This window comes from Corynebacterium silvaticum (assembly GCF_004382825.2).
GTDB classification, from domain to species: Bacteria; Actinomycetota; Actinomycetes; order Mycobacteriales; family Mycobacteriaceae; genus Corynebacterium; species Corynebacterium silvaticum.
Map to the genome: position 1 here is coordinate 293,071 of NZ_SDQO02000001.1, position 20,036 is coordinate 313,106.

At 56.6% G+C, this 20,036-nt stretch carries 13 protein-coding genes and 4 pseudogenes; 7 read left to right on the top strand and 10 right to left on the bottom strand.

Annotated elements, in window-relative coordinates:
• Positions 1-331: 331 nt before the first annotated feature.
• Positions 332-1,768 (bottom strand): type I glutamate--ammonia ligase, encoded by a 1,437-nt coding sequence (glnA, locus tag ET810_RS01430; protein WP_013242302.1) that lies wholly within the window; start codon positions 1,766-1,768, stop codon positions 332-334.
• Between the two features lie 204 nt (positions 1,769-1,972).
• Between glnA and ET810_RS01435 the strand changes: the two genes are divergently transcribed.
• Positions 1,973-2,446, top strand: a complete 474-nt coding sequence (locus tag ET810_RS01435) for an RDD family protein (protein ID WP_046096131.1) — start codon at positions 1,973-1,975, stop codon at positions 2,444-2,446.
• A gap of 74 nt (positions 2,447-2,520) precedes the next feature.
• Here ET810_RS01435 and ET810_RS01440 read toward each other — a convergent pair whose 3' ends face one another.
• Positions 2,521-3,291: a DUF4191 domain-containing protein gene (locus ET810_RS01440; protein ID WP_054468374.1), complete on the bottom strand. Its 771-nt coding sequence runs from the start codon at positions 3,289-3,291 to the stop codon at positions 2,521-2,523.
• Between the two features lie 182 nt (positions 3,292-3,473).
• On the bottom strand, positions 3,474-4,409 hold the full coding sequence (locus ET810_RS01445; protein WP_134315966.1) for a siderophore-interacting protein: 936 nt from the start codon (positions 4,407-4,409) through the stop codon (positions 3,474-3,476).
• Between the two features lie 175 nt (positions 4,410-4,584).
• Between ET810_RS01445 and ET810_RS01450 the strand changes: the two are divergent.
• The 4 pseudogenes from ET810_RS01450 to ET810_RS01465 all read left to right on the top strand — a co-directional run bounded on the left by ET810_RS01450 (position 4,585) and on the right by ET810_RS01465 (position 8,551).
• Positions 4,585-5,572, top strand: a pseudogene (locus ET810_RS01450) (ABC transporter substrate-binding protein).
• Positions 5,572-6,602: pseudogene (locus tag ET810_RS01455) on the top strand (FecCD family ABC transporter permease). Before ET810_RS01450 ends, ET810_RS01455 begins: the two co-directional pseudogenes overlap by 1 nt.
• A gap of 125 nt (positions 6,603-6,727) precedes the next feature.
• A pseudogene (locus ET810_RS01460) lies at positions 6,728-7,677 on the top strand (FecCD family ABC transporter permease).
• Positions 7,635-8,551 (top strand): annotated as a pseudogene (locus tag ET810_RS01465) (ABC transporter ATP-binding protein). Before ET810_RS01460 ends, ET810_RS01465 begins: the two co-directional pseudogenes overlap by 43 nt.
• Positions 8,552-8,735: 184 nt before the next feature.
• Here the strand turns inward: ET810_RS01465 and lipA are convergent.
• Complete coding sequence (gene lipA / locus ET810_RS01470) at positions 8,736-9,782, bottom strand: lipoyl synthase (RefSeq protein WP_087454308.1); 1,047 nt, start codon at positions 9,780-9,782, stop codon at positions 8,736-8,738.
• Positions 9,783-9,879: 97 nt separating this feature from the next.
• A complete protein-coding gene (gene lipB, locus ET810_RS01475) occupies positions 9,880-10,650 on the bottom strand; it encodes a lipoyl(octanoyl) transferase LipB (RefSeq protein WP_087454307.1) in 771 nt (256 codons plus the stop codon).
• Between the two features lie 96 nt (positions 10,651-10,746).
• On the opposite strand from lipB, the gene ET810_RS01480 reads away from it, so the two are divergent.
• Positions 10,747-11,208 carry a VOC family protein gene (locus ET810_RS01480; RefSeq protein ID WP_134315965.1) on the top strand — a complete coding sequence of 154 codons (462 nt, stop codon included), beginning with the start codon at positions 10,747-10,749 and terminating at the stop codon, positions 11,206-11,208.
• Between the two features lie 85 nt (positions 11,209-11,293).
• On the opposite strand, the gene gcvH is transcribed toward ET810_RS01480, so the two are convergent.
• The 4 genes from gcvH to sucB form a co-directional block, all read right to left on the bottom strand.
• Positions 11,294-11,680: a glycine cleavage system protein GcvH gene (gene gcvH / locus ET810_RS01485; RefSeq protein ID WP_014526035.1), complete on the bottom strand. Its 387-nt coding sequence runs from the start codon at positions 11,678-11,680 to the stop codon at positions 11,294-11,296.
• Positions 11,681-11,744: 64 nt separating this feature from the next.
• A complete protein-coding gene (gene gcvT / locus ET810_RS01490; protein WP_087454305.1) occupies positions 11,745-12,878 on the bottom strand; it encodes a glycine cleavage system aminomethyltransferase GcvT in 1,134 nt (377 codons plus the stop codon).
• Positions 12,879-12,924: 46 nt separating this feature from the next.
• On the bottom strand, positions 12,925-15,837 hold the full coding sequence (gene gcvP, locus ET810_RS01495; RefSeq protein WP_241657929.1) for an aminomethyl-transferring glycine dehydrogenase: 2,913 nt from the start codon (positions 15,835-15,837) through the stop codon (positions 12,925-12,927).
• 394 nt (positions 15,838-16,231) lie between these two features.
• Positions 16,232-17,836: a 2-oxoglutarate dehydrogenase, E2 component, dihydrolipoamide succinyltransferase gene (sucB, locus tag ET810_RS01500; protein WP_134315964.1), complete on the bottom strand. Its 1,605-nt coding sequence runs from the start codon at positions 17,834-17,836 to the stop codon at positions 16,232-16,234.
• Between the two features lie 127 nt (positions 17,837-17,963).
• Between sucB and ET810_RS01505 the strand changes: the two genes are divergently transcribed.
• Positions 17,964-18,359, top strand: coding sequence for an oxidoreductase (locus tag ET810_RS01505; RefSeq protein ID WP_087454303.1), 396 nt, complete (start codon positions 17,964-17,966; stop codon positions 18,357-18,359).
• Between the two features lie 110 nt (positions 18,360-18,469).
• On the opposite strand, the gene ET810_RS01510 is transcribed toward ET810_RS01505, so the two are convergent.
• Complete coding sequence (locus tag ET810_RS01510; RefSeq protein WP_087454302.1) at positions 18,470-19,987, bottom strand: leucyl aminopeptidase; 1,518 nt, start codon at positions 19,985-19,987, stop codon at positions 18,470-18,472.
• Positions 19,988-20,036: the final 49 nt, after the last annotated feature.

Sequence of the window (20,036 nt, forward strand, 5' to 3'; positions counted from 1 at the left end):
GACGTACTGATGGCTTCAGGGGTTTCCGAGAGGGAATCCCGGGTTGCTTCTGTGTTTTTAGACATAGAGGGCCTTCGCGATATCTGATAAATAAAAAGTTCGCGTGCCCACTCAGGCTCGCTTACGACGTTCACAGCCGCCACACCGCTCAACGCAGCATGTTGGGCAATGATATCCACAAAACCAGCAAAGTTAATAATATTCGGTACAGAAGGGTGAATATTCTGCATAGTATTTGGTGTTGGGTGGCGGCTGGGGTAAAAGGCCGGTGCATAGGTGAACCCCCGAGAAACGCGGAGAGTGGTGTTTCTCGGGGGTGACGGGGTAATTCCTAGCAGTCGAAGTACATCTCAAACTCCTGCGGCGTCGGGCGCAGGCGGGTAGGAGTGATCTCTTCGTCGTACTTGAGTTTGATGTAGGTGTCGATGAGATCCTCGGTGAACACATCGCAGTCGGTCAGGAACTCATTGTCCTCTTCAAGGGCCTTGAGCGACTCCACCAGTGAGGTGGGGGCCTGCGGGATGCTTGTGGCCTCCTCTGGTGGCAGCTCGTAGAGGTCCTTGTCCACTGGTGCGTGCGGCTCGATGCGGTTCTTGATGCCATCAAGGCCGGCGAGCATCATGGCTGCAAAGCCAAAGTAGGGGTTGCCTGAAGGATCCGGTGCGCGGAACTCAATGCGCTTGGCCTTGGGGTTGGAGCCCGTGATAGGAATACGGATTGCCGCAGAGCGGTTGCGCTGTGAGTACACCAGGTTGATGGGGGCCTCGAAGCCGGGGACCAGGCGGTGGTAGGAGTTCAGCGTGGGGTTGGTAAACGCCAAGACCGCGCCTGCGTGGTGCAGGATGCCGCCGATGTAGTAGCGGGCCATGTCGGAAAGCCCGGCGTAGCCGGATTCGTCGTGGAAGAGGGGCTTGCCGTCTTTCCAGAGAGACTGGTGTGCGTGCATTCCCGAGCCGTTGTCGCCTGCGATGGGCTTGGGCATGAAGGTGGCGGCACGGCCGTTTTGAGCTGCGGTGTTCTTGATGATGTATTTGAAGGTCTGCAGGTCGTCGGCAGCGTGCAGCAGGGTGTTGAACCGATAGTTGATTTCTTGCTGGCCGCCGGTGCCTACCTCGTGGTGGAAACGCTCGATATGGAAACCGGCGTTGATGAGGTTGCGCGTCATCTCATCGCGAATGTCTACGGTCTGATCGTGGGGCGCGACGGGGAAGTAGCCGCCTTTGACGCGGTTCTTGCCACCAAGGTTGCGGGTGCCGTCGAGGTTGTATTCTTTGCCTCGGTTCCACCAGCCCTCGTCGGAGTCGACTTCATAGAAGCCAGCGTTGATGTCTGTGGAGTATCGGACGGAATCGAAGAGGTAGAACTCTGCTTCGGCGCCGAAATTACAGGTGTCGGCGATGCCGGTGGAGGTCAAATACTCTTCTGCCTTGCGGGCAACGTTGCGCGGATCGCGGGAGAATGCCTCGCGGGTAAAAGGATCGTGGACAAAGAACTTAATGTTCAAGGTCTTTGCTTTGCGGAACGGGTCCAAGGTCGCGGTTGCGAGGTCCGGAAGAAGGTTCATGTCGGACTCGTCGATGGTGGTAAAACCGCGGATGGAAGAGCCATCGAAAGCCAGGCCCTCTTCGATAGCGTCTTCATCCAACATTCCCGCAGGAATGGAGAAGTGCTGTTCGATGCCCGGGACGTCGGTAAAGCGAACATCGACGAATTCAACATTTTCGTCTTTGATGAACTTGATAACGTCTTCGGATGTACTGAAGGCCACGTTGACTCCTTGGGGGAACGTTGTTGTGTTTCGTTGTATGATCAGCCTTAATAGCGGAGCCAATCAAAACAAGTTGTGGGTTATGGCACCATAAAAGTCGGTTCCTCTAGGATAGCAGTAGAGAAGCTAATTACCTATCGTTCGACCGATACTCCTTGTCCATGGGTTTCCCACTCCGGCTGTTCAAGAACTACAGTAGTCCACATGGCAAAACCGAAGCGTAGTTGGCTCGACGGGCCGGAGATTCCCTCGCAAATCGACGGCGACACCCCCGCCCGCTGGCCGGGTGAACACCTTGGACTACCACAAAAAGGCCCGGGAGCTTTGGGTAGTGTCCTGCGGCGCTCGTTCGGAGTCCTCATCGACTGGGGCATCTGCTTGGCCAGTGCAACGGTGATTCACATGTTTACCCCTGCGCTCGGCGGTGTGTCCACCGCGACCCTCATCCTCTTTTTCATCCTCGGCGTAATAAGCGTCTGGCTTTTCGCCCGCACTCCTGGGCAAGCAATCCTAGGGATGGGGGTAGCCCGCGTTGACGTGCGAACTGAAAAAGTGGGTTTTGTACGCGCCCTCGTCCGCACAGCGCTTACGTGCTTTATCTTCCCCGCAGTGCTTGTCGACGCCGACGGCCGCGGTATGCACGATCGCGCCACGGGAACCGCAGTAGTTTTTGGATAAATAAAAACTACTAAGCAAAGAAAAGGCTTGGACACTAAAACAGTGTCCAAGCCTTATTGCGTAAAAAGATCCTCTTATTTGTTGCGATCTGCAGAACGACGAGCGCGACGATTCATTCCCGAGATCTTGCCGCCCTTAGGGATCGGACCTTTGGGAAGTCCTACGTTTGTCTGGATGTTATCCATGGACTCGATGCGGCTAGCGATTTCATACACATCGTTCTTCTTGTATTGGCGATCGAGCTTGAGCAAACTGGACTGCAGTTTTTTCAGTGGCACCTCGCCCTCGCCACTGCCCACAAACATCTCATGAATCGGAACACCAGGTGCTAGACGCGACAGGCGCTGACGCTGCTGATTGATCAGCGGACGCAGATGGTTCTTATTGCCCTCGCCTACAAGCACAATGCCGCAGACGCCGATAACGCGGTGAAGCACATCCATTTGCTTGGTCACGGCAATGCCGGTCTTGGTGCGCCATACAATGCCCACGCCCGAGCGTAGGTTCTCTAGCGCCCAACCTGCGGCGCCGGCCTGTCCCTCAGCCTTTTCGTAGACGCTATTTTGGAGCCTACGGGTGAAAATAAACATAGCAAGGAGCACGCCCAGCAAAAGACCAGTGGGAAGCGTAAACCACTGACCGTTCCACAACATTCCGATGAGGAAGAAAAGCAGGCCGAGGCCAAGGATCGATCCCACCATGATCGGCACCAGGGCTTTGTCCTGCTTGCGCTGGATGTTGAACGCCTGCCAGAGCTGAGACCAGTTCCGGCGGCGCTGGGCGCGCTTCGCCGCGCGCTGCTCCTTCTTCGCGGCCTTGTCGGCCTGCTTCTTCGCATCTGCCATGCGTACCAGCTTAGCGGGCAGCCCTGCACTATCTGCAATCAGACTCCAAGGCTTCCTCTATTACAGAAATATCTTTGGTGGGAATCTGCGGTGGCATACAAGGATGTCACCGCGTGGACGTGCATACTTTAAGTGAATGTAGAGAAAATGCGGAGAAAATATGTGGGCGATGAAATGGGAGTTTAGGGGCGAGGTCGGCCGATATACCAGTAAGGGCACCAGAAAATAGCGTCTGCTTCCAGTCCCCAGTCTTTGACTGCTAACCGTCGGATGTCTTTGCAAAGATTTCCTTCGCCGGAAACCCATACGTAGTCCGGCTTGTCGTGTGATTCTGACTGGAGATACTTCAGAACAGCATCTGCTTGTTCCGCGATTGGCCGGTAGAAAACCTCCACATGTTCGGCATGAGTGCGCAGCCATTCCACCGCGGAAGCCTCCACGTCGGCTTCGCTTTCCACTGTGATAACAAATCGTATGGACTGTAGCTGACCAGGGTGAAGGTCTGTCATGAACTCAGCAATGGCGAGTGCGGACGGAACAGACAAGGCATCTGCCACCACTAGTTGTCGGTCCCATCGTCGATCCCATAATCCCCGGGCGCTGAATATACCCACGGGGTCCCCAGGCCGGGCACACAACGCCCAGCGCAGGCCCGGCCCAACCTTGGTGTGAGTATGTGCGTCGGCGCTGTTAACGCTCTCACCCAGGGACTCCTGGGTGACTCCATGCGTGGCTATGTCGAAAGCCATGGTGCCTCGCTGCGCATCAAGATGGCGCACGGTGTACCAACGCAGTGCAGGGCGTTGGTCTTCATTAATGGCGTTGAGAGTTGAACGCAGGTTTGCGCGCTCCTGACGTGGGAGATTCTCTAACAGGGGAAAGAACTCGGACGTGGTGTTGAGATGCTCCGGTGGCATGACAAGCCCAAAAAACTCATCGGGTCCGGTCATGGTCATCGTCCAATCGTGAAAATCGGGGGAGGTGAGTTCAATGCGGCGCAGGTGTGGGGCAATCTCCGTCACGTCCACCACGCGTGCTTGGACCAAGTGATGGCCAGGTTCAGCTGGGGAATCCCTGAGCTCGTGATCGGCGAAGGCGGTGAGCGGTCTGGTCGTCATTAACACTCCTCAGTGTGAGTGGGGCCGGTGTTCTTGGCAGTTAGGATTTTGTCGGGGGAGTATGAGTAGGCGATGAGGTGCGAAGCTTTGTAAAGCTTACCTAAAATGTTGTAGGTTTGGCTTGCCTGAAAGGTCCATCGTAGATGGACCGTTTGAATCGACTTAAAGGTGCCCCATGACAACTGCACATCCCACACCACTTGCGTCTCGCAGTGTGCGCAACTACCGCGCTGTTGCGGTGACCGCTGCGATCGTCGTTACGCTTGCTCTCCTACTTACCGCGTGTTCCCGCAGTGACGAAGCCGCAAAGCCCGCCGCTGGCGGAGACACTAAAAACACAAGCGTTGCCGCCCTCGGACTAGGAGACGCAGACACGCTCCTTTCCCTGGGGATCACACCTGTTGCTGTCGCTCCGTGGGGAGCTCAGGGTGATGTGGACAAGAGTGGAGTGGTGTAGGGCCATGGTCCAAGGAACTCCTGGGAGACGCCACACCGGAACCCATTTACAACACGGCTCAGGGGTTCACCTCTCAGATCCTGGAAAAGTCACGGCTACCAATCCCGAGCAGATCATCGCCGTGAATCAGGCTGTGGATGCCCAAGCAAAGAAAGCGCTGGCAGCCATAGCGCCCACCACGACCCACTCAGAGCAGTTCACTGACTGGCAGGTGCCATGGGAGGATCAGGTAACCACGATCGCCCATGCCGTAGGAAAAGAAGCTGAGGGCCAAGAGCAGATCAAGAAGACCAAGAAAGCTTTTGAGGATTTCCAGGCACAGCACCCTGACCTCAAAGGCAAGCGGGCCGCTGTGATCATGCCTTATCAGGGCAAGATCGGCATCTACACCTCTGGCGACGGCCGCGGCCAGTTCTTAAAGAGCCTGGGCTTCCATATTCCCGCTGAGATCGAGGGCGACGGCAAGCAGTTCTACCGGGACCTCGCCCCAGAGAAGTACTCCGAGCTCAACAACGTCGATTACCTCTTTGTCCTGGATTACAAGGGTGCAGTGGACGCTCTGAAAAAGGACACCACATTTAACAACCTGGACGTGGTCAAGAGCGGCCGTGCACACTTCCTCCACGAAGACGTAGGCAACGCGATGAGCATGCCAAATCCGGTAACCATCCCGTGGGCGATACAGAAGTTCGCCGAATCGCTCTAATGCGCACGTCGCATAGAGCTTTGACAGTAGGAACGCTTGCACTCGTGATAGGCGCGGCGTTCCTCTCTGTCGTTGTTGGGTCCCGTTCCGTGCCCGTGGGGGACATTCTTGCGGTGCTGAGCCAAGGACCAGGAAGACTCTCGGATACCTCTGCGCTCCCGCTGTCTGCCCACCTCACCGAGGTATACGACGTGGTATGGAATTTGCGCATACCTCGCACGTTGTTGGCGTTGATTGTCGGGGCATCGCTGGCTATGGCTGGTGCCATCGCCCAGTCATGGACGGGTACCCCGTTGGCAGATCCGGGGATTATCGGAATCAACGCCGGAGCCGGCAGCGCTATTGCCATCGGATTGACATTGGGGGTGGGCGCGACCCTGACAGAACGCGGACTCTTAGGCCTAGTGGGCGCGGTGCTCACAGCAAGTGTGGTCATCCTGCTGTCTCGGCAGTCGCGCGACCCGCTCACCTTGGTTCTCGTCGGGATAGGCATCATGCTGGCGCTACAGGCCCTGACCAATCTCTTGTCCCTGTATTCTTCGCGCACTTTAGACGGCGCCAGGAGCTGGGCGGTGGGATCTACTGCGGGACGCGACATGGGCGACGTGACACTAGCGGGCATGGGGCTTCTCGTTGGCGCAGCATGCGCCGCATGGATCGCCCGCCTTTGGGTTTACTCTCCATGGGAGAGGAAAGTGCGGTGAGCTTAGGCCTATCCGTGAGATTCATCCGAGTGATCGCCGCTGCTTCAATCGTGATTCTTGCAGGAAAGGCCACTGCCGCAGTGGGCATGGTGGTATTTGTGGGGTTCGCGGCACCGCACATTGTCCGCCGTTTTACTGGCCCCACACTGACTCGGATGCTTGTGCCCTCCGCACTGATTGGTGCTCTGGGCGTGTTAAGTGCTGATATTCTGGGGCGATTCCTGCTACAACCAGGTGAGTTAGAGATGGCGATTGTCATTGCCGTGGTGGGGGCGCCTTTGATGGTGTGGTCGGTGAACACAACGAGGAGATCGGCAACGTCATGAGTCGTATCGTTGAACATTCTGCTTCCGTTGATCCCATGGCAGCAGCCGATCGCGCAGCTGCCTCTGCTTATCGACGCACCCATCGCGCGGTGCTGGTTACGGTTATCTTGTCCATCCTTGCAACAATGGCTTACTTCCTCCTACTGAGCTACGGCCCCGTTCAGCTCTCCCCACTGGAGGTGTTCGACGTCCTCACAGGCGGAGGCGATCAACGCGCTGTCGCGGTGGTATGGGAACTGCGCTTGCCGGAGGCTGTTGCCAGTGTGCTCATCGGTGCGGCGTTGGGAATGGCCGGGGCGTGGACGCAAACCATGGCTCGCAATCCATTGGCTTCTCCCGACATCCTGGGCGTGTCGGGAGGCGCAGCGGTGTGCGTGGTAGCAGGAACGGTCCTAACCCAGCCTGCTTTTGCCGCTTATATCCCAGGTTTCTGGTGGCGCGCGTTGCTGGCTCTCGTGGGGGCTGTGATCATCGTTGTGCTCCTCTTCCTCCTAGGCGGAGTAGGCACCGGAAACCGCGTGGTCCTTGTTGGCTTGGCGTTGTCGCTGCTATCCCAGTCTTTGGTGCACTACATGGTGGTGAAATCCGACTTGACCCGGGCTGCCGAAGCCCAAATGTGGCTTGCTGGCTCCACAGGGTTTATCAGGTCTGAAGCCCTGCCGCTCTTGCTGTTGGCTCTGCTTCCTTTTGTCGCGTTGGGGCTGTGTGCCAGCGCGATCTTCGCCTCCTTGCTCACGACGACGCGACGTCGCTAAGCCTCGGCGTCCACGTCACACGAATCCGCATGCTGTTACTGATCGCGGCTACTGGCGTGGTGGCCGTTGTGGTCTCCGTGGCTGGTCCCATCGGGTTTATCGCTCTTGTAGCCCCACAAATCGCCCGACTAGCTGCTCGGGCACCGACCCCGCAAGCCATTCCTTCTGCGGCCGCTGGCGTGGCCATGCTGACCTTATGCAACGTCCTGGCTGGACTTCTTCCGTTTACCGCACCCGTTGGCCTCGTCGCAGCAATACTCGGTGGGCCGATCTTGGTGTGGTTGGTGTGGAAGGAATCCCAAAAATTTCGTCGAGATTGACCGAGAAAGTGATCGCTGATATGTCCGCAACTCCTCCTAATCACAAACGCTGGTACACCTCGATCTCCGGACAGACAGACGGGCTGCGCGTGGAGGCCCGAGGCTTGCAGATCGGGTACGCGTCCGGTGAATTTGTCGTCGACGGACTAGACCTCACCGCAGAACCGGGCACAGTAACAACCCTGTTGGTGCCGAATGGCTGCGGTAAATCTACTGTGTTGAAGTCGCTGAGCCGCGTGCTCACCCCACAGGGGGGAACCGTGACAGTCGGCGGACACAATGTGCATCGCCTGCCTCCACGCGAGGTTGCGCGGATGATCGGGATGCTGCCGCAGTCGCCGCTGTGCCCCCAAGGGCTTACCGTTGGTGAACTCGTGGCGCGCGGCCGGCATCCGCACCAACGTCGCTGGATGCGACAATCGGAGAAGGATCGTCAGGCCATCGGCCAGGCTTTAGAGCACACCAACACTGCTGCGTTAGTGGATTGCGACGTGTCCGAGCTCTCAGGCGGCCAGCGCCAGCGGGTCTGGATGGCTATGGTTGTGGCACAAGAAACCCCGGTGGTGCTTCTGGATGAGCCCACCACATACTTAGACCCAGCTCACGCCATCGACATACTGAAGCTGGCCAAAGACCTGGCTTCTCAAGGTAAAACGGTCATCATGGTTCTGCATGACCTCATGTTGGCTGGAACGTATAGCGACCGGCTGGTGCTGCTCAAGTCGGGTGAGATCGTAGGGCAGGGCAGCGCCACAGAAGTGCTTACCCAAGAAAACTTGCTCAATGCTACGGCCTGCGCGCCGAAGTATGGGAAGACCCACGGGGACAAGCACCCGTTATCGTGCCACGCGGAACGATAAACCTGAACGAATAGCGCACTAGCTTATCGACGCCACAGGCTTGCCCACGCCATGGCTTGCCCATGCCACAGGCCGCGCAGATAGACCGGTTCGCGGTTACACCCGCGCACGGTGCCTCATGACGCAGAAAAAGAACTGCTCCCCACTATCGGACTGAAAAATCAGAATCCAGATAGTGGGGAGCAATTCAATTTTTCGTTACCGGGAAGAAACGACCGGCGTCTCCTGCGAGGGGCCGTATTTGTCTAGAAGCGTGGAAGCCTCTTGAGCTGTGGTTCCCGCAGACGTCTGCGCCAGGTGCGCAAGGTTTTCTGGGAGTGTTTCCCCACGGGCGGCAAGAGCTTCGGAATAGAGCTTGCCGGCTCGGTAGGAGGAGCGAACGAGCGGCCCGGACATGATTGCCCCGAACCCTAGCTCACGCGCAAAATCAGCGTGTTCGATGAATTCCTCTGGCTTTACCCAGCGCTCGATGGGATGGTACATCGGGCCAGGTCGCAGGTATTGGGTAATGGTGATGATGTCACAGCCGGCAGAATGCAGGTCTGTGAGGGCCTCTCGAATTTCTTCGACCGTTTCGCCCATGCCAAGAATCAGGTTGGATTTGGTCACTAGACCAAAGTCGTGCGCTTGACGGATGACGTCCAGGGAACGCTCATACCGGAACGCGGGGCGGATACGCTTGAAGATGCGGGGGACAGTCTCCAAGTTATGCGCAAACACTTCGGGGCGAGCCTCAAAGACTTCTTGTAAAAGATCAGGTTTGCCCGAGAAATCTGGGGTGAGATTCTCCACGCCTGTGTGCGGGTTGAGTTCGTGGATCTTGCGGACCACCTCGGCGTAGAGCCAAGCGCCCTCATCCTCTAGGTCATCGCGGGTCACTCCCGTGATGGTGGAGTAGTTCAGCTTCATTTCACGCACAGATTCAGCCACTCGACGCGGCTCATCGCGGTCGAGGGGTTCCGGCTTTGCGGAGTTAATCTGGCAGAAATCACAGCGACGCGAGCAATTGGCGCCACCGATCAGGAAGGTTGCCTCACGAGACTCCCAACACTCATGGATGTTGGGACAACCGGCCTCCTGGCACACGGTGTGCAGGCTGGCCCCGGACACTTTTTTCTTCATGTCCTGGTATTCGGGGCCAGTTTTTACCGCAGTGCGGATCCAACGTGGTTTGCTCTCGATGGGGGTCTGCGAGTTGCGGGCCTCAACTCGGAGCATTCTGCGTCCTTCGGGTGCTGTAGTCACCCTATGCACACTACTCGTGCTGCAGGTGCACGTCGAAAAGCACTCACACAATGGGGGTTAAACAGGGAAAATGGCGCGGGGGTGAGGCGATACATTTTTAATGTGTGTCGTTGTGCACAGTCCTGGGAAGTCCCTTGGTGGGATCTGGCGCAGAAGCAAACGTGTGGTCTGCGACGATCAGCTTTCCAGAGAATGCATCCAGTAGCGCCTGGATAAGCGGTTGCGTTATGGATTCGACTGTGATGTCTTCCCCCAGTTCCTGGGAAAGGGTGGTCACCCCGGCATCGGAGATACCGCAGGGGATGATGTGCTGATAGTACTCAAGGGTGTTAGAGCAATTAAGCGCTAAACCATGCATCGTCACGCCGCGGGTGATCCGGATGCCCAAAGCGGCTATCTTACGGTGATTGGCATCGCACGCGTCGGGGACCCACACTCCGGAGCGTCCGTCGATACGCCCGGCCTGGCTAATGCCGCGTTGGCGTACAACCTGGATGAGAGCCTCCTCGACGCGACGCACATAATCGACGACGTCGATGGGGTCTGCGAGTTTCAAGATCGGGTATATCACCAGCTGGCCAGGGCCATGCCAGGTAATACGACCGCCTCGATCGACATCAATAACAGGCAGCCCGTTGGTGGGGCGATCCTCCGGCTGAGTCCGCTTTCCTGCGGTGTAAACGCTGGGGTGCTCCAGAACTAAAAGTACGTCGCCAACCTCATCGGCCGCGCGTTGCTTGGCCAGAGCAGCTTGGTAGTCCCATGCCTCTTGATAATCCATCACGCCGAGATGGCGGATCTCTACGGGCTGTGTAGATGCACGGATGGATTGGTCGGCGGGGAAGAATGGGTCACGAGGCGCAGTCATGGTACTGAGGATACGCCTGAGGCGCTGCGGCTAGAAAATGCGTGAACTCTTAGCGCATTTGCGTTGACGTTAGGGCAATCGTTCAGGGTAAAAGCCATGAGTATTACACCAGATCGGGATATTTATCCCATGCCAATGTTTGTCACCCTTGCCGTTCAAGATTTTCAACGGAGTGAAGCCTTTTTCCACGCTGCCGGTTTTATTACTCTGGCCACCGTCCCAGGCCCGCAGGGTAACCCGGTGCTTGTCCATTTACGCAGGCTAAGGAACCAAGATGTGTTGTTGGTCGTGCAAGAAAACACGGAACCTATGACACACGGCGTCGCACCTGCAACCGTTCAGGTTTCCTTTTCCGCTCATGGAGAAGACCTTGATGAGCTGGCCTTGCGCTTAGAAGCTGCTGCCAGCGGGTGCGCTGAGGCGGAAAAGCCCCACGATACCTTGTGGTTTAGCAGGGATCTTGCCGTTACAGACCCAGACGTCCACCGGATTATTTTTACCCAACAAAGAGAAGAAGACGTGGCAGCAGCCACGCGTTGGACAGAAACTTTCTCGTAGAACTCGGACAAGACAAGCAGTGCCGCCATGGTGTGGCGCAATCCATGGCGGCACTGCTGTGAGCGTGGAACTTACAAAGAGGTATTTAGACCCCGTTAGCTTCCGCGTATTCGGCGGCGGTGAGAAGCTTTCCGACGGACTCAACTTCTACCTCAAAGAGCCAGCCGTCACCGAAAGGATCGTTATTGATAATGGAGTAATCGTCGTGGACTGCGTCGTTGACGGCGGTTACTGTCCCCGTGACAGGGGAGTACAGGTCGGAGACGCTCTTGGTGGACTCGACCTCGCCACACGTTTCACCGGCCTCTACGGAGTCGCCAACCTGGGGCAGCTCGGCAAAGACGACTTCGCCCAAGCGGTCAGCTGCCACCGAGGTGATGCCCACTTTGACAGTCGTCCCGGCAGCGGAATCAGCAGCTGCATCGATCCATTCGTGGTCTTCGGAATAGGAGAAGTTCTCAGGAAGAGACATAGGTTTGGTTCTACCTTTCTAGAATGCGAAACGACTCGTGTAGATCATTGTGGAGTCTATCGGTTTAGTCTTTCTGGCGGGAGTAAAACGGCAAAGAAACTACCGTGAAGGGATATTTTTTCCCTCTGATATCTGCGGTGAGTTCTGTGCCAACCTCACTGAGGTCTTTTTCCACATACGCCAGCGCGATGGGATGCCCCAGTGTTGGCGAGGGCTGCCCGGAGGTCACGGTTCCTACGACATTTCCGTCGGCGTCGAGAATATCTGCGCCGTGTCGTGCTGCACGACGTTCCGTGGAAGACAGGCCAACGAGCACTTTTGTATGAGTACTAGGAGCACTTAAGGCCTCTTTACCAACAAAGTCGCCTTCTTTTTTCTTACTCACAAGCATGCCTAGCCCCGCATCCATGGGGGTCAGCTCCCGGGAGAGCTCGTTTCCATAAAGCGGCATTCCGGCTTCAAGACGCAGCGAGTCCCTAGACGCAAGTCCGCATGGTACAAGCGAGTAGCGCTCATCCTGACCAGCTTGATAAATCGCATCCCACAATGCAGGCGCCTTATCGTTGGAGATATAGAGCTCGAATCCGTCTTCGCCTGTGTATCCGGTCCGGGCCAGGAGCACAGAAAAGCCAGCTATAACAGCGTTGCCGCATGCGTAGTAGCGCATGGTGGAAATTAGACGTGCGGTATCTGCATCCGCGTCTGCGTCGACAAGCGAAAGAAGCAGCGCCTGAGCATTGGGCCCCTGAACTGCGATGAGGGCTGTTTCTGCCGACTCATCCGTGACGGTGACCTGGAATCCCGCAGCCCGTGCGTGGAGCTCTTCCGCCACTACAGCTGCGTTTCCAGCATTGGGAACAACCAAAAATTCATCGTCAGCCAAGCGATACGTAATGAGGTCATCAATGATGCCGCCATCCTCGGAAACAATCATTGAGTATTTCGCTTTATTAACGGCGATGGCAGAAAGCTGGGAGATCAGTGCGTAATCAAGGAAATCCCCAGATTGTGGGCCACTCACCCGAATCTCTCCCATGTGGGACAGATCAAAGAGCCCACATGCTTTACGCACTGCATGGTGTTCTTCAAGCTCGGAACCATACTTCAGCGGCATATCCCAATCGCCAAAGGGCGTAAAAGCAGCCCCTAAGTCCTGGTGACGGCTATGCAGGGGTGAGGTACGGAGTTCGGAAGCCATATGCGTTAGGTCCTTTCATCGAAAAATATGTGAGCAAGCTACTGGCTTACGTGGCGCGAACACGAAAAGTCGACATCACGCCACGTAAACGTGAAGCGAGTCTAGTCCTCGCGAAATTAAAAGCCTCAGGTAGCGGGCAGGAACATGCGAAGTTCCTATCGCCATAAGCCTCATCGAGACGACGAACGGATGGGAAATACTTGTTGACTCGCAGCGAGGCCACCGGATAGGCAGCCTGAGTACGGCTAAACAAGTAGTCCCAGTTATCTCTAGCGATGGAGTAAGAGGTGAACGGTGCATGATGCAGCACGGATTCTTCATACTCGATAGCGCCGTCAGCAATTTGCTGAATCTCTGCGCGAATAGCAAGCAACGCCTCAATAAAGCGGTCGAGCTCGCCCTTGTCTTCAGACTCAGTGGGTTCCACCATCAACGTTCCCGCGACGGGGAAGGACAACGTGGGCGCGTGGAAGCCATAATCCATCAAGCGCTTAGCCACGTCTGCAGCCGTGACCCCTGTGTGATCAGTAATCGGGCGCAGATCAAGGATGCACTCATGAGCCACCAAGTCATTGTCACCGGTGTAAAGGATAGGGAACGCATCCTGTAACGACCTCGCCAGGTAGTTTGCCCCAAGAATCGCCGAGGCAGTGGCCTCACGCAGCCCTGTGCCGCCCATCATCGCAATATAAGACCACGAAATCGGGAGCACGCCGGCCGATCCATACTGCGCGGAAACCATGGGAACCCCTGTGCGGGTAGGACACGGAATTGCAGCGTCTAACTCCAGCGGATCCGTGGGCAAGAAAGGCACAAGGTGCTCTGCTACGGCCACTGGGCCGACACCCGGGCCGCCGCCCCCGTGGGGAATCGTGAAGGTCTTGTGCAAGTTGAGGTGGCTAACGTCACCTCCGAACTTTCCTGGCTGAGCTACGCCGGCTAGCGCATTGAGATTTGCTCCATCGATGTAGACCTGACCACCTGCTGCGTGAACCTTCTCGCACACGGCAGTCACTGTGTCTTCAAAAACACCATGTGTGGATGGATAAGTGATCATGATGCCGGCCACGTGTCCCTCATGCTTGGCGAGCTTTGCATCGAGATCATCGACATCAATGGACCCATCCGTGGCCGTAGCCACAACAGCTACCCGAAGATTAGCCAGAGTCGCCGACGCCGCGTTTGTCCCATGGGCCGACTGCGGAATCAGAATGATATCGCGTTGATTATCGCCACGAGATTGGTGGTAGCGACGAATCGCCAACAAACCAGCCAGCTCTCCCTGGGATCCGGCATTGGGCTGAACCGACACCCGGGCATAGCCGGTGATATCCGCAAGCCATCCCTCAAGCTCATCAATCAATGCTCGCCAGCCTCGGGTCTGAGAATCTGGGGCAAAGGGGTGAATATTTGCAAACTCCGGCCACGTGATGGGCTCCATGCCCGTGGTCGGGTTGAGCTTCATTGTGCATGAGCCCAGCGGAATCATCGAGCGATCGAGAGCAAGATCCTTGTCCGACAAAGCGCGAAGATAACGCAGCATCTGCGTCTCCGAATGCACAGAACTAAAGATCGGATGAGTAATAGGCTCGTCGCTGCGTACTGCCCATTCTGGGAAGTCGCTATAGGCCTCCTCTGTAACGCTCGCACCAAAAGCAGCGGTGAGTTTGTCGACGTCTTCCGCAGTCGCCGACTCACCAAAAGCAACGCTCACCAGATCGGCTCCGATGGGGCGCACCAAGTAGCCAGATTCCGCCAGCGCATCGGTAATCTCTTGAGCCCGCCCCGGAACACGAACCGTGACAGTATCAAAGAAGTCTTTATGCACGACCTCTAACGCAGGCTCGTTTTCTAACGCCGCAGCAAATGTGGAGGCATGGCCATGGACACGGCGAGCGATGGCCTTGAGCCCCTCAGGGCCATGCCAGACTGCGTACATCGACGCACACACAGCTAGCAGGGCCTGAGCGGTACAAATGTTACTGGTGGCGCGCTCCCGGCGGATATGCTGCTCCCTGGTCTGCAAGGCCAACCTATAAGCCGGATGCCCCTCAGCGTCCACAGAGACACCGACAATTCGACCCGGCAGCTGCCGCTTGAACTTGTCAGATACCGCCATAAAAGCGGCGTGTGGGCCACCAAAGAACAACGGGACACCAAAACGCTGGGAAGAACCCACAGCGATATCTGCATCCATCGCGCCGGGGGACTCCAGGAGAGTGAGAGCGAGGAGATCCGTGGACACAGCGGCCAGTCCACCACGCGCATGAATATCAGCGATGATGGGGCGAATATCAGCGATATCGCCTTCCGTACCCGGATACGCGATGACCACGCCTACCAGACTGTCTCCGACTAGCCCCGACGTGACATCGGCGATTTCAACCTCCACGTCGATGGCACGTGCGCGCTCGGCTGCAACAGAGAGCACCTGGGGATGCAGGCGGGCGTCGAGAAGCACTCTGTGGCCCTTCTTATTGGTGCGCGCCATTAATCCAACGGCCTCGGCAACTGCGGTGGCCTCGTCGAGCAGCGACGCATTGGCTACAGGAAGCCCCGTGAGCTCACTGACCAAAGTTTGGAAGTTAAGCAGTGCCTCCAGACGGCCCTGTGAAATCTCGGGCTGATAAGGGGTATAAGCGGTGTACCACGCGGGGTTTTCTACGACATTTCGCCGGATCACTGATGGCGTGAGGGTGTCATAAAAACCCTGTCCAAAGAATGATTTGAGAACCACATTCTGATCTGCGTACTTGCGCAGCTTGGCCAGGGCTTCTTCCTCCGACAGTGGGTGCGTGGGTTCAGGAAGATCGTGGGACCTAATCCCGGCGGGAACTGCCGCGTCTAACAGCTCCTCGAGGGAGGCGTATCCGACGCGTTTGAGCATCGCCGCCCTCTCAGTTTCGTTGGGGCCGACGTGTCGGCTCACGTAGCTTGCAGAGGGCGAGGATATCGTCATAGTCTTCAACTTCTCCTTGGGTGAAGGATGGCTAGTGATGTTCGCCATTATATGGATGAAACAGTGGCTTTGGATACGCATTGAGAAAGAGAATGCATAAAAACTCTGTGAAATTAATCGGCCGCTAGCCGTGAGGTGGGAGAATCAAAGTCGAAGGCATTAACCATGGATCTCGCTACCAGTCCGCTCTGATTGTCGTTTTTGAGAACGCTAGGCCTTATGCGTCCAGAAAACTGCAGGTTGTCATTTCTAGCGTTCTCAAAAACGAGAATTGTGCTCGCAGGGATCAAAGAAAGGCGGCAGCCCGACTCCCCTGGAAGAAGAGAGTCGGGCTGCCGCCTGAACACCAACGGAACCGCTAGTCGCGGAACCGCAGGTGCTTTAGAACGTTGTCCTAGAGGTTGAGGTCGTCCTGGAACTTAGCCTTTTCCAAACGATCCTTAATCGTTGCGGTGAAGCGACCTGCATCAGCACCGTCTACGATCTGGTGGTCATAAGAGAACGGGATGTAGCACATCTGGCGAATCGCGATGGCGTCCGAACCGTTTTCAGTGATCACTACGGGGCGCTTCTGGATTGCAGCAGTGCCCAAGATACCGACCTGTGGCGGAACCAAGATCGGGGTGTCAGCCAAAGCGCCCTCGGAGCCAATGTTGGTCACGGTGAAGGTTGCACCGGAGAGGTCATTTGGCTTCAGCTTATTGTTGCGGGCACGATCAGCCAGATCAGCAATAGCCTGAGCGATCTCTGGCAGCGTAAGCTCCTGAGCCTTGTGAATCACAGGAGTAAGCAGGCCGCGCTCGGTATCCACTGCGATCGCCACATTGACGTCGGAGTGGTAGGTGATCTCCTTGGTTGCAGCGTTGTAGGACGCATTCACGTTCGGGTGTAGGACCAGAGCCTCAACCACTGCCTTAACAAAGAACGGCAGGTAGGTCAGGTTAGCACCATACTTTTCGATGAACGCCGGCTTACTTTCCTTGCGCAGCGTTGCAACGTTGGTCATATCGACCTCTTGAAGGTGAGTGAGCTGTGCAGAAATCTGCAGTGCCTCAACCATCTTCTTGGCCGTAATCTCGCGGATGCGGTTGACCTTCTTGGTGGTACCAATGAGCTCTGCCTTTGCAGAATCAACGCTCTTGGTAGACCAGTTAGCGCGAGGATCCTTAGCCGCGGCAGCAGGAGCTGCCGCTGGAGCTGGCTCAGATCCTTGGCCGGCTGCGGCGAGGACATCCTGCTTACGGATGCGACCGCCAACACCAGTTCCTTCGATTGCATTGAGGTCAACGCCGTGCTTGTCTGCAAGCTTGCGAACCAACGGAGTCACGTAAGGAACATTCTGGTTATTGACTGGCTTTGCAGCCTCCTTAGCAGGTGCTTCCTCTTGCTTAGGCTCTTCCTTGGCGGGTTCTGCCTTGGTTTCTGGTTCGGAGCCTGGTTCGCCGATGCGGACGATGACCTCGCCGACGTCAACGGTGTCGTCTTCGTTGAAGAGGACTTCTAGGATGGTGCCTGCAACGGGGGAAGGGACCTCGGTGTCTACCTTGTCGGTGGAAACCTCGAGCAACGGCTCGTCAACGTCGACGGTGTCGCCGACAGACTTGAGCCATTGGGTGATTGTTCCTTCGGTGACGGATTCGCCGAGTTCTGGCATGACCACGTCGGTGGAGGAACCGGAGCTCTTGGGTGCTTCCTTGGCTGGTTCTTCTTCCTTTGGCTCTTCCTTCTTCTCATCGGAATTGCCAGCTGCAGGAGCCTCGCCTTCCTCACCGATGATAGCGATAACCTCGCCGACATCAACGGTGTCGTCTTCGTCGAAGCGAGCCTCCAACAGAACGCCCGCAACTGGGGAAGGAACCTCGGTGTCAACCTTGTCAGTGGAAACCTCGAGCAACGGCTCGTCAACGTCGACGGTGTCGCCGACAGACTTGAGCCACTGAGTAATTGTTCCCTCAGTGACGGATTCGCCCAGCTCAGGCATTTCAACGGAGTGCGCCATAGTGTTTAGACTCCTCGAAAGTCGTGTAGATCAAAAAGCTAATACCTAACGAGCGTACCGCCTAACCCAAACAGATGTGATGTTAAGGGGGGATTCTCTGTAGATTTTGCCCCTACAATGAACTTCTGTGTTCAATTTTTTCGGACGAAAGACCCCCAGATCTAACATCAAACCGCCCCGAGGGCCGGGCGACACTGTTCGTGAAAAAGACTTGCTCTACCTCAAACAATGGAGCGAGTCGCGCGCAGTGGTTGAGGGTTTTGTGGAGCCTGAGACCATTGTCAACGAGATGTCGATGGTGCTTGTGGACATTACGGGCGATTTCACGCGACGTAGGATTGGCGGCCCTAAAGGCATCGACGTCGTAGCAAAAGAACTGGGAATTCCCGTGTATGACGTGGAAGAAACTGGGTACCCGCAGCGCATGCGGGAAAAAATTGAGCGTGACAGGATTTTGCGTAAACGCGAAGAACAACGACTCCGGCGTGCGCAGTTTGAAAAAGACAACGACACCAACTCTTAGCCGTTTATAGCGTGTCGACGCCCCTCTTGAACCCAAGAATCGAATATTCAAGGGAAGAAAAAACCGATGACGGCCAGGCGACTGCCTCGACCATCAGCGGAATATGCGAGCTACTTTTCCTCAGAAATTTCTGCAAGAGCCGCTAGGAAGGTGCGCACCGGCACACCTGTTGCACGCTTCGGGGTGTAGCCATACACCCCTGCGCTGTTGTATGCCGGGCCAGCAATGTCTACGTGGGCCCAGTTGATACCTTCTGCAACAAAATGGCTGAGGTACCATCCTGCGGCTAGCATGCCGCCAGAGCGTGACTTGGTGATGTTGCGAATATCCGCAACAGGGGACTTGATTGCTTCGCCGAGCTCTTCCGGAAGCGGCATAGCCCAGGCCTGCTCGCCGACGGAGCGACCGATTTCTGCGATGCGGTCACGGAAAGCGTCAGAGCCCATGACACCAGCCGTGCGGTCGCCAAGGGCCACGAGCTGTGCGCCGGTGAGTGTTGCAGTATCGATCAGGTAGTCGGGCTTATCCTCGCATGCCCGCGCGATGGCGTCGGAAAGCACAAGACGGCCCTCTGCATCGGTGTTGAGGATCTCCGAGGTAATTCCGCCGTAATGGGTGATAACGTCGCCTGGTCGATAAGCATCCCCGCTGGGCATATTTTCTGCGAGTGGGATCGTCGCTGTGATCTTCACCTTGAGGTCCAGGCGGGCTGCGCCGATGACGGTTGCCACGACTGCAGCGGAACCGCCCATGTCGGAGATCATGTCATCCATGCCAGCACCAGGCTTGAGCGAAATTCCACCGGTGTCAAAGGTAATTCCCTTTCCGACCAGCGCAACGCTCTTCTTGGCTTTCTTGGGATCCCAGGTTAGCCGCACAAGGCGTGGCTTGCGTGCAGAACCGTTGCCGACCGCAAGGATGCCGCCGAAGCCCAATTTTTCGAGTTTCTTTTCATCGAGGATCTCCACGTCGATGCCGTGGCCTTCTGCTTCCTTCTTGATGATCTCAGCGTAGGACTCGGGGTAGAGGTGAGAGGACGGTGCGTTGACCAAATCACGGGCGAACATGACGGATTCTGCCGTGATCTGCGCGGCCTGGAATTCCACCTTGGCGGTTTTCTTATCGCCCAGGGACAAGAAGGTGACCTTGCCTACCGGCTTCTTGGCTGCGACAGCTTCCGCGGACTTAGAACGGATGCCCTTGTAGTCATAAGCTCCCAGTGCAAAGCCCTCTACTGCTGCGCGCAGACCAAAAGTGCCGAGGGTGGTTGCTACGGAGTCCACTCCGACCAAGGAACGAGCCGCGGTGCCAGCGGCACGACGCAGAGCCTCGTCGTCGAGCTTGTCGTTGTCGCCTAGGCCTACGCCGACGATGAAGTCCACTTCAATGCCTTCGATAGAAGGAACTCGGTGGATTTCTCCCGCCTTACCGGTTGCACCAACAGCGCTAAAGAGCTCCCAGATTGCCACCTCTAGGTCGTCATCAAAAAGCCCAGTCGCAGCAAACTCCAAACCGTCCTCGCCGGCGAAGAGCGCAACTACAAGGGCAGTGGTGTCGTCGGGAAGCTTCTTTGCGAGCGCAAGTTCTGTCGCAGAGCCACGGGACGCAAGTGAAAACTGAGTGCTCAAAGTTTAGTACCTCCAAAAGTTGGTAACGAGGCCTTTAAGACCGCGTGGA

Coding starts and splice junctions, on each gene's coding strand:
- ET810_RS01435 (WP_046096131.1), top strand. CDS start 1,973: ATGGCAAAACCGAAGCGTAGTTGGCTCGACGGGCCGGAGATTCCCTCG.
- ET810_RS01440 (WP_054468374.1), bottom strand. CDS start 3,291: ATGGCAGATGCGAAGAAGCAGGCCGACAAGGCCGCGAAGAAGGAGCAG.
- ET810_RS01445 (WP_134315966.1), bottom strand. CDS start 4,409: ATGACGACCAGACCGCTCACCGCCTTCGCCGATCACGAGCTCAGGGAT.
- lipB (WP_087454307.1), bottom strand. CDS start 10,650: ATGACTGCGCCTCGTGACCCATTCTTCCCCGCCGACCAATCCATCCGT.
- ET810_RS01480 (WP_134315965.1), top strand. CDS start 10,747: ATGAGTATTACACCAGATCGGGATATTTATCCCATGCCAATGTTTGTC.
- gcvH (WP_014526035.1), bottom strand. CDS start 11,680: ATGTCTCTTCCTGAGAACTTCTCCTATTCCGAAGACCACGAATGGATC.
- gcvT (WP_087454305.1), bottom strand. CDS start 12,878: ATGGCTTCCGAACTCCGTACCTCACCCCTGCATAGCCGTCACCAGGAC.
- gcvP (WP_241657929.1), bottom strand. CDS start 15,837: ATGACGATATCCTCGCCCTCTGCAAGCTACGTGAGCCGACACGTCGGC.
- sucB (WP_134315964.1), bottom strand. CDS start 17,836: ATGGCGCACTCCGTTGAAATGCCTGAGCTGGGCGAATCCGTCACTGAG.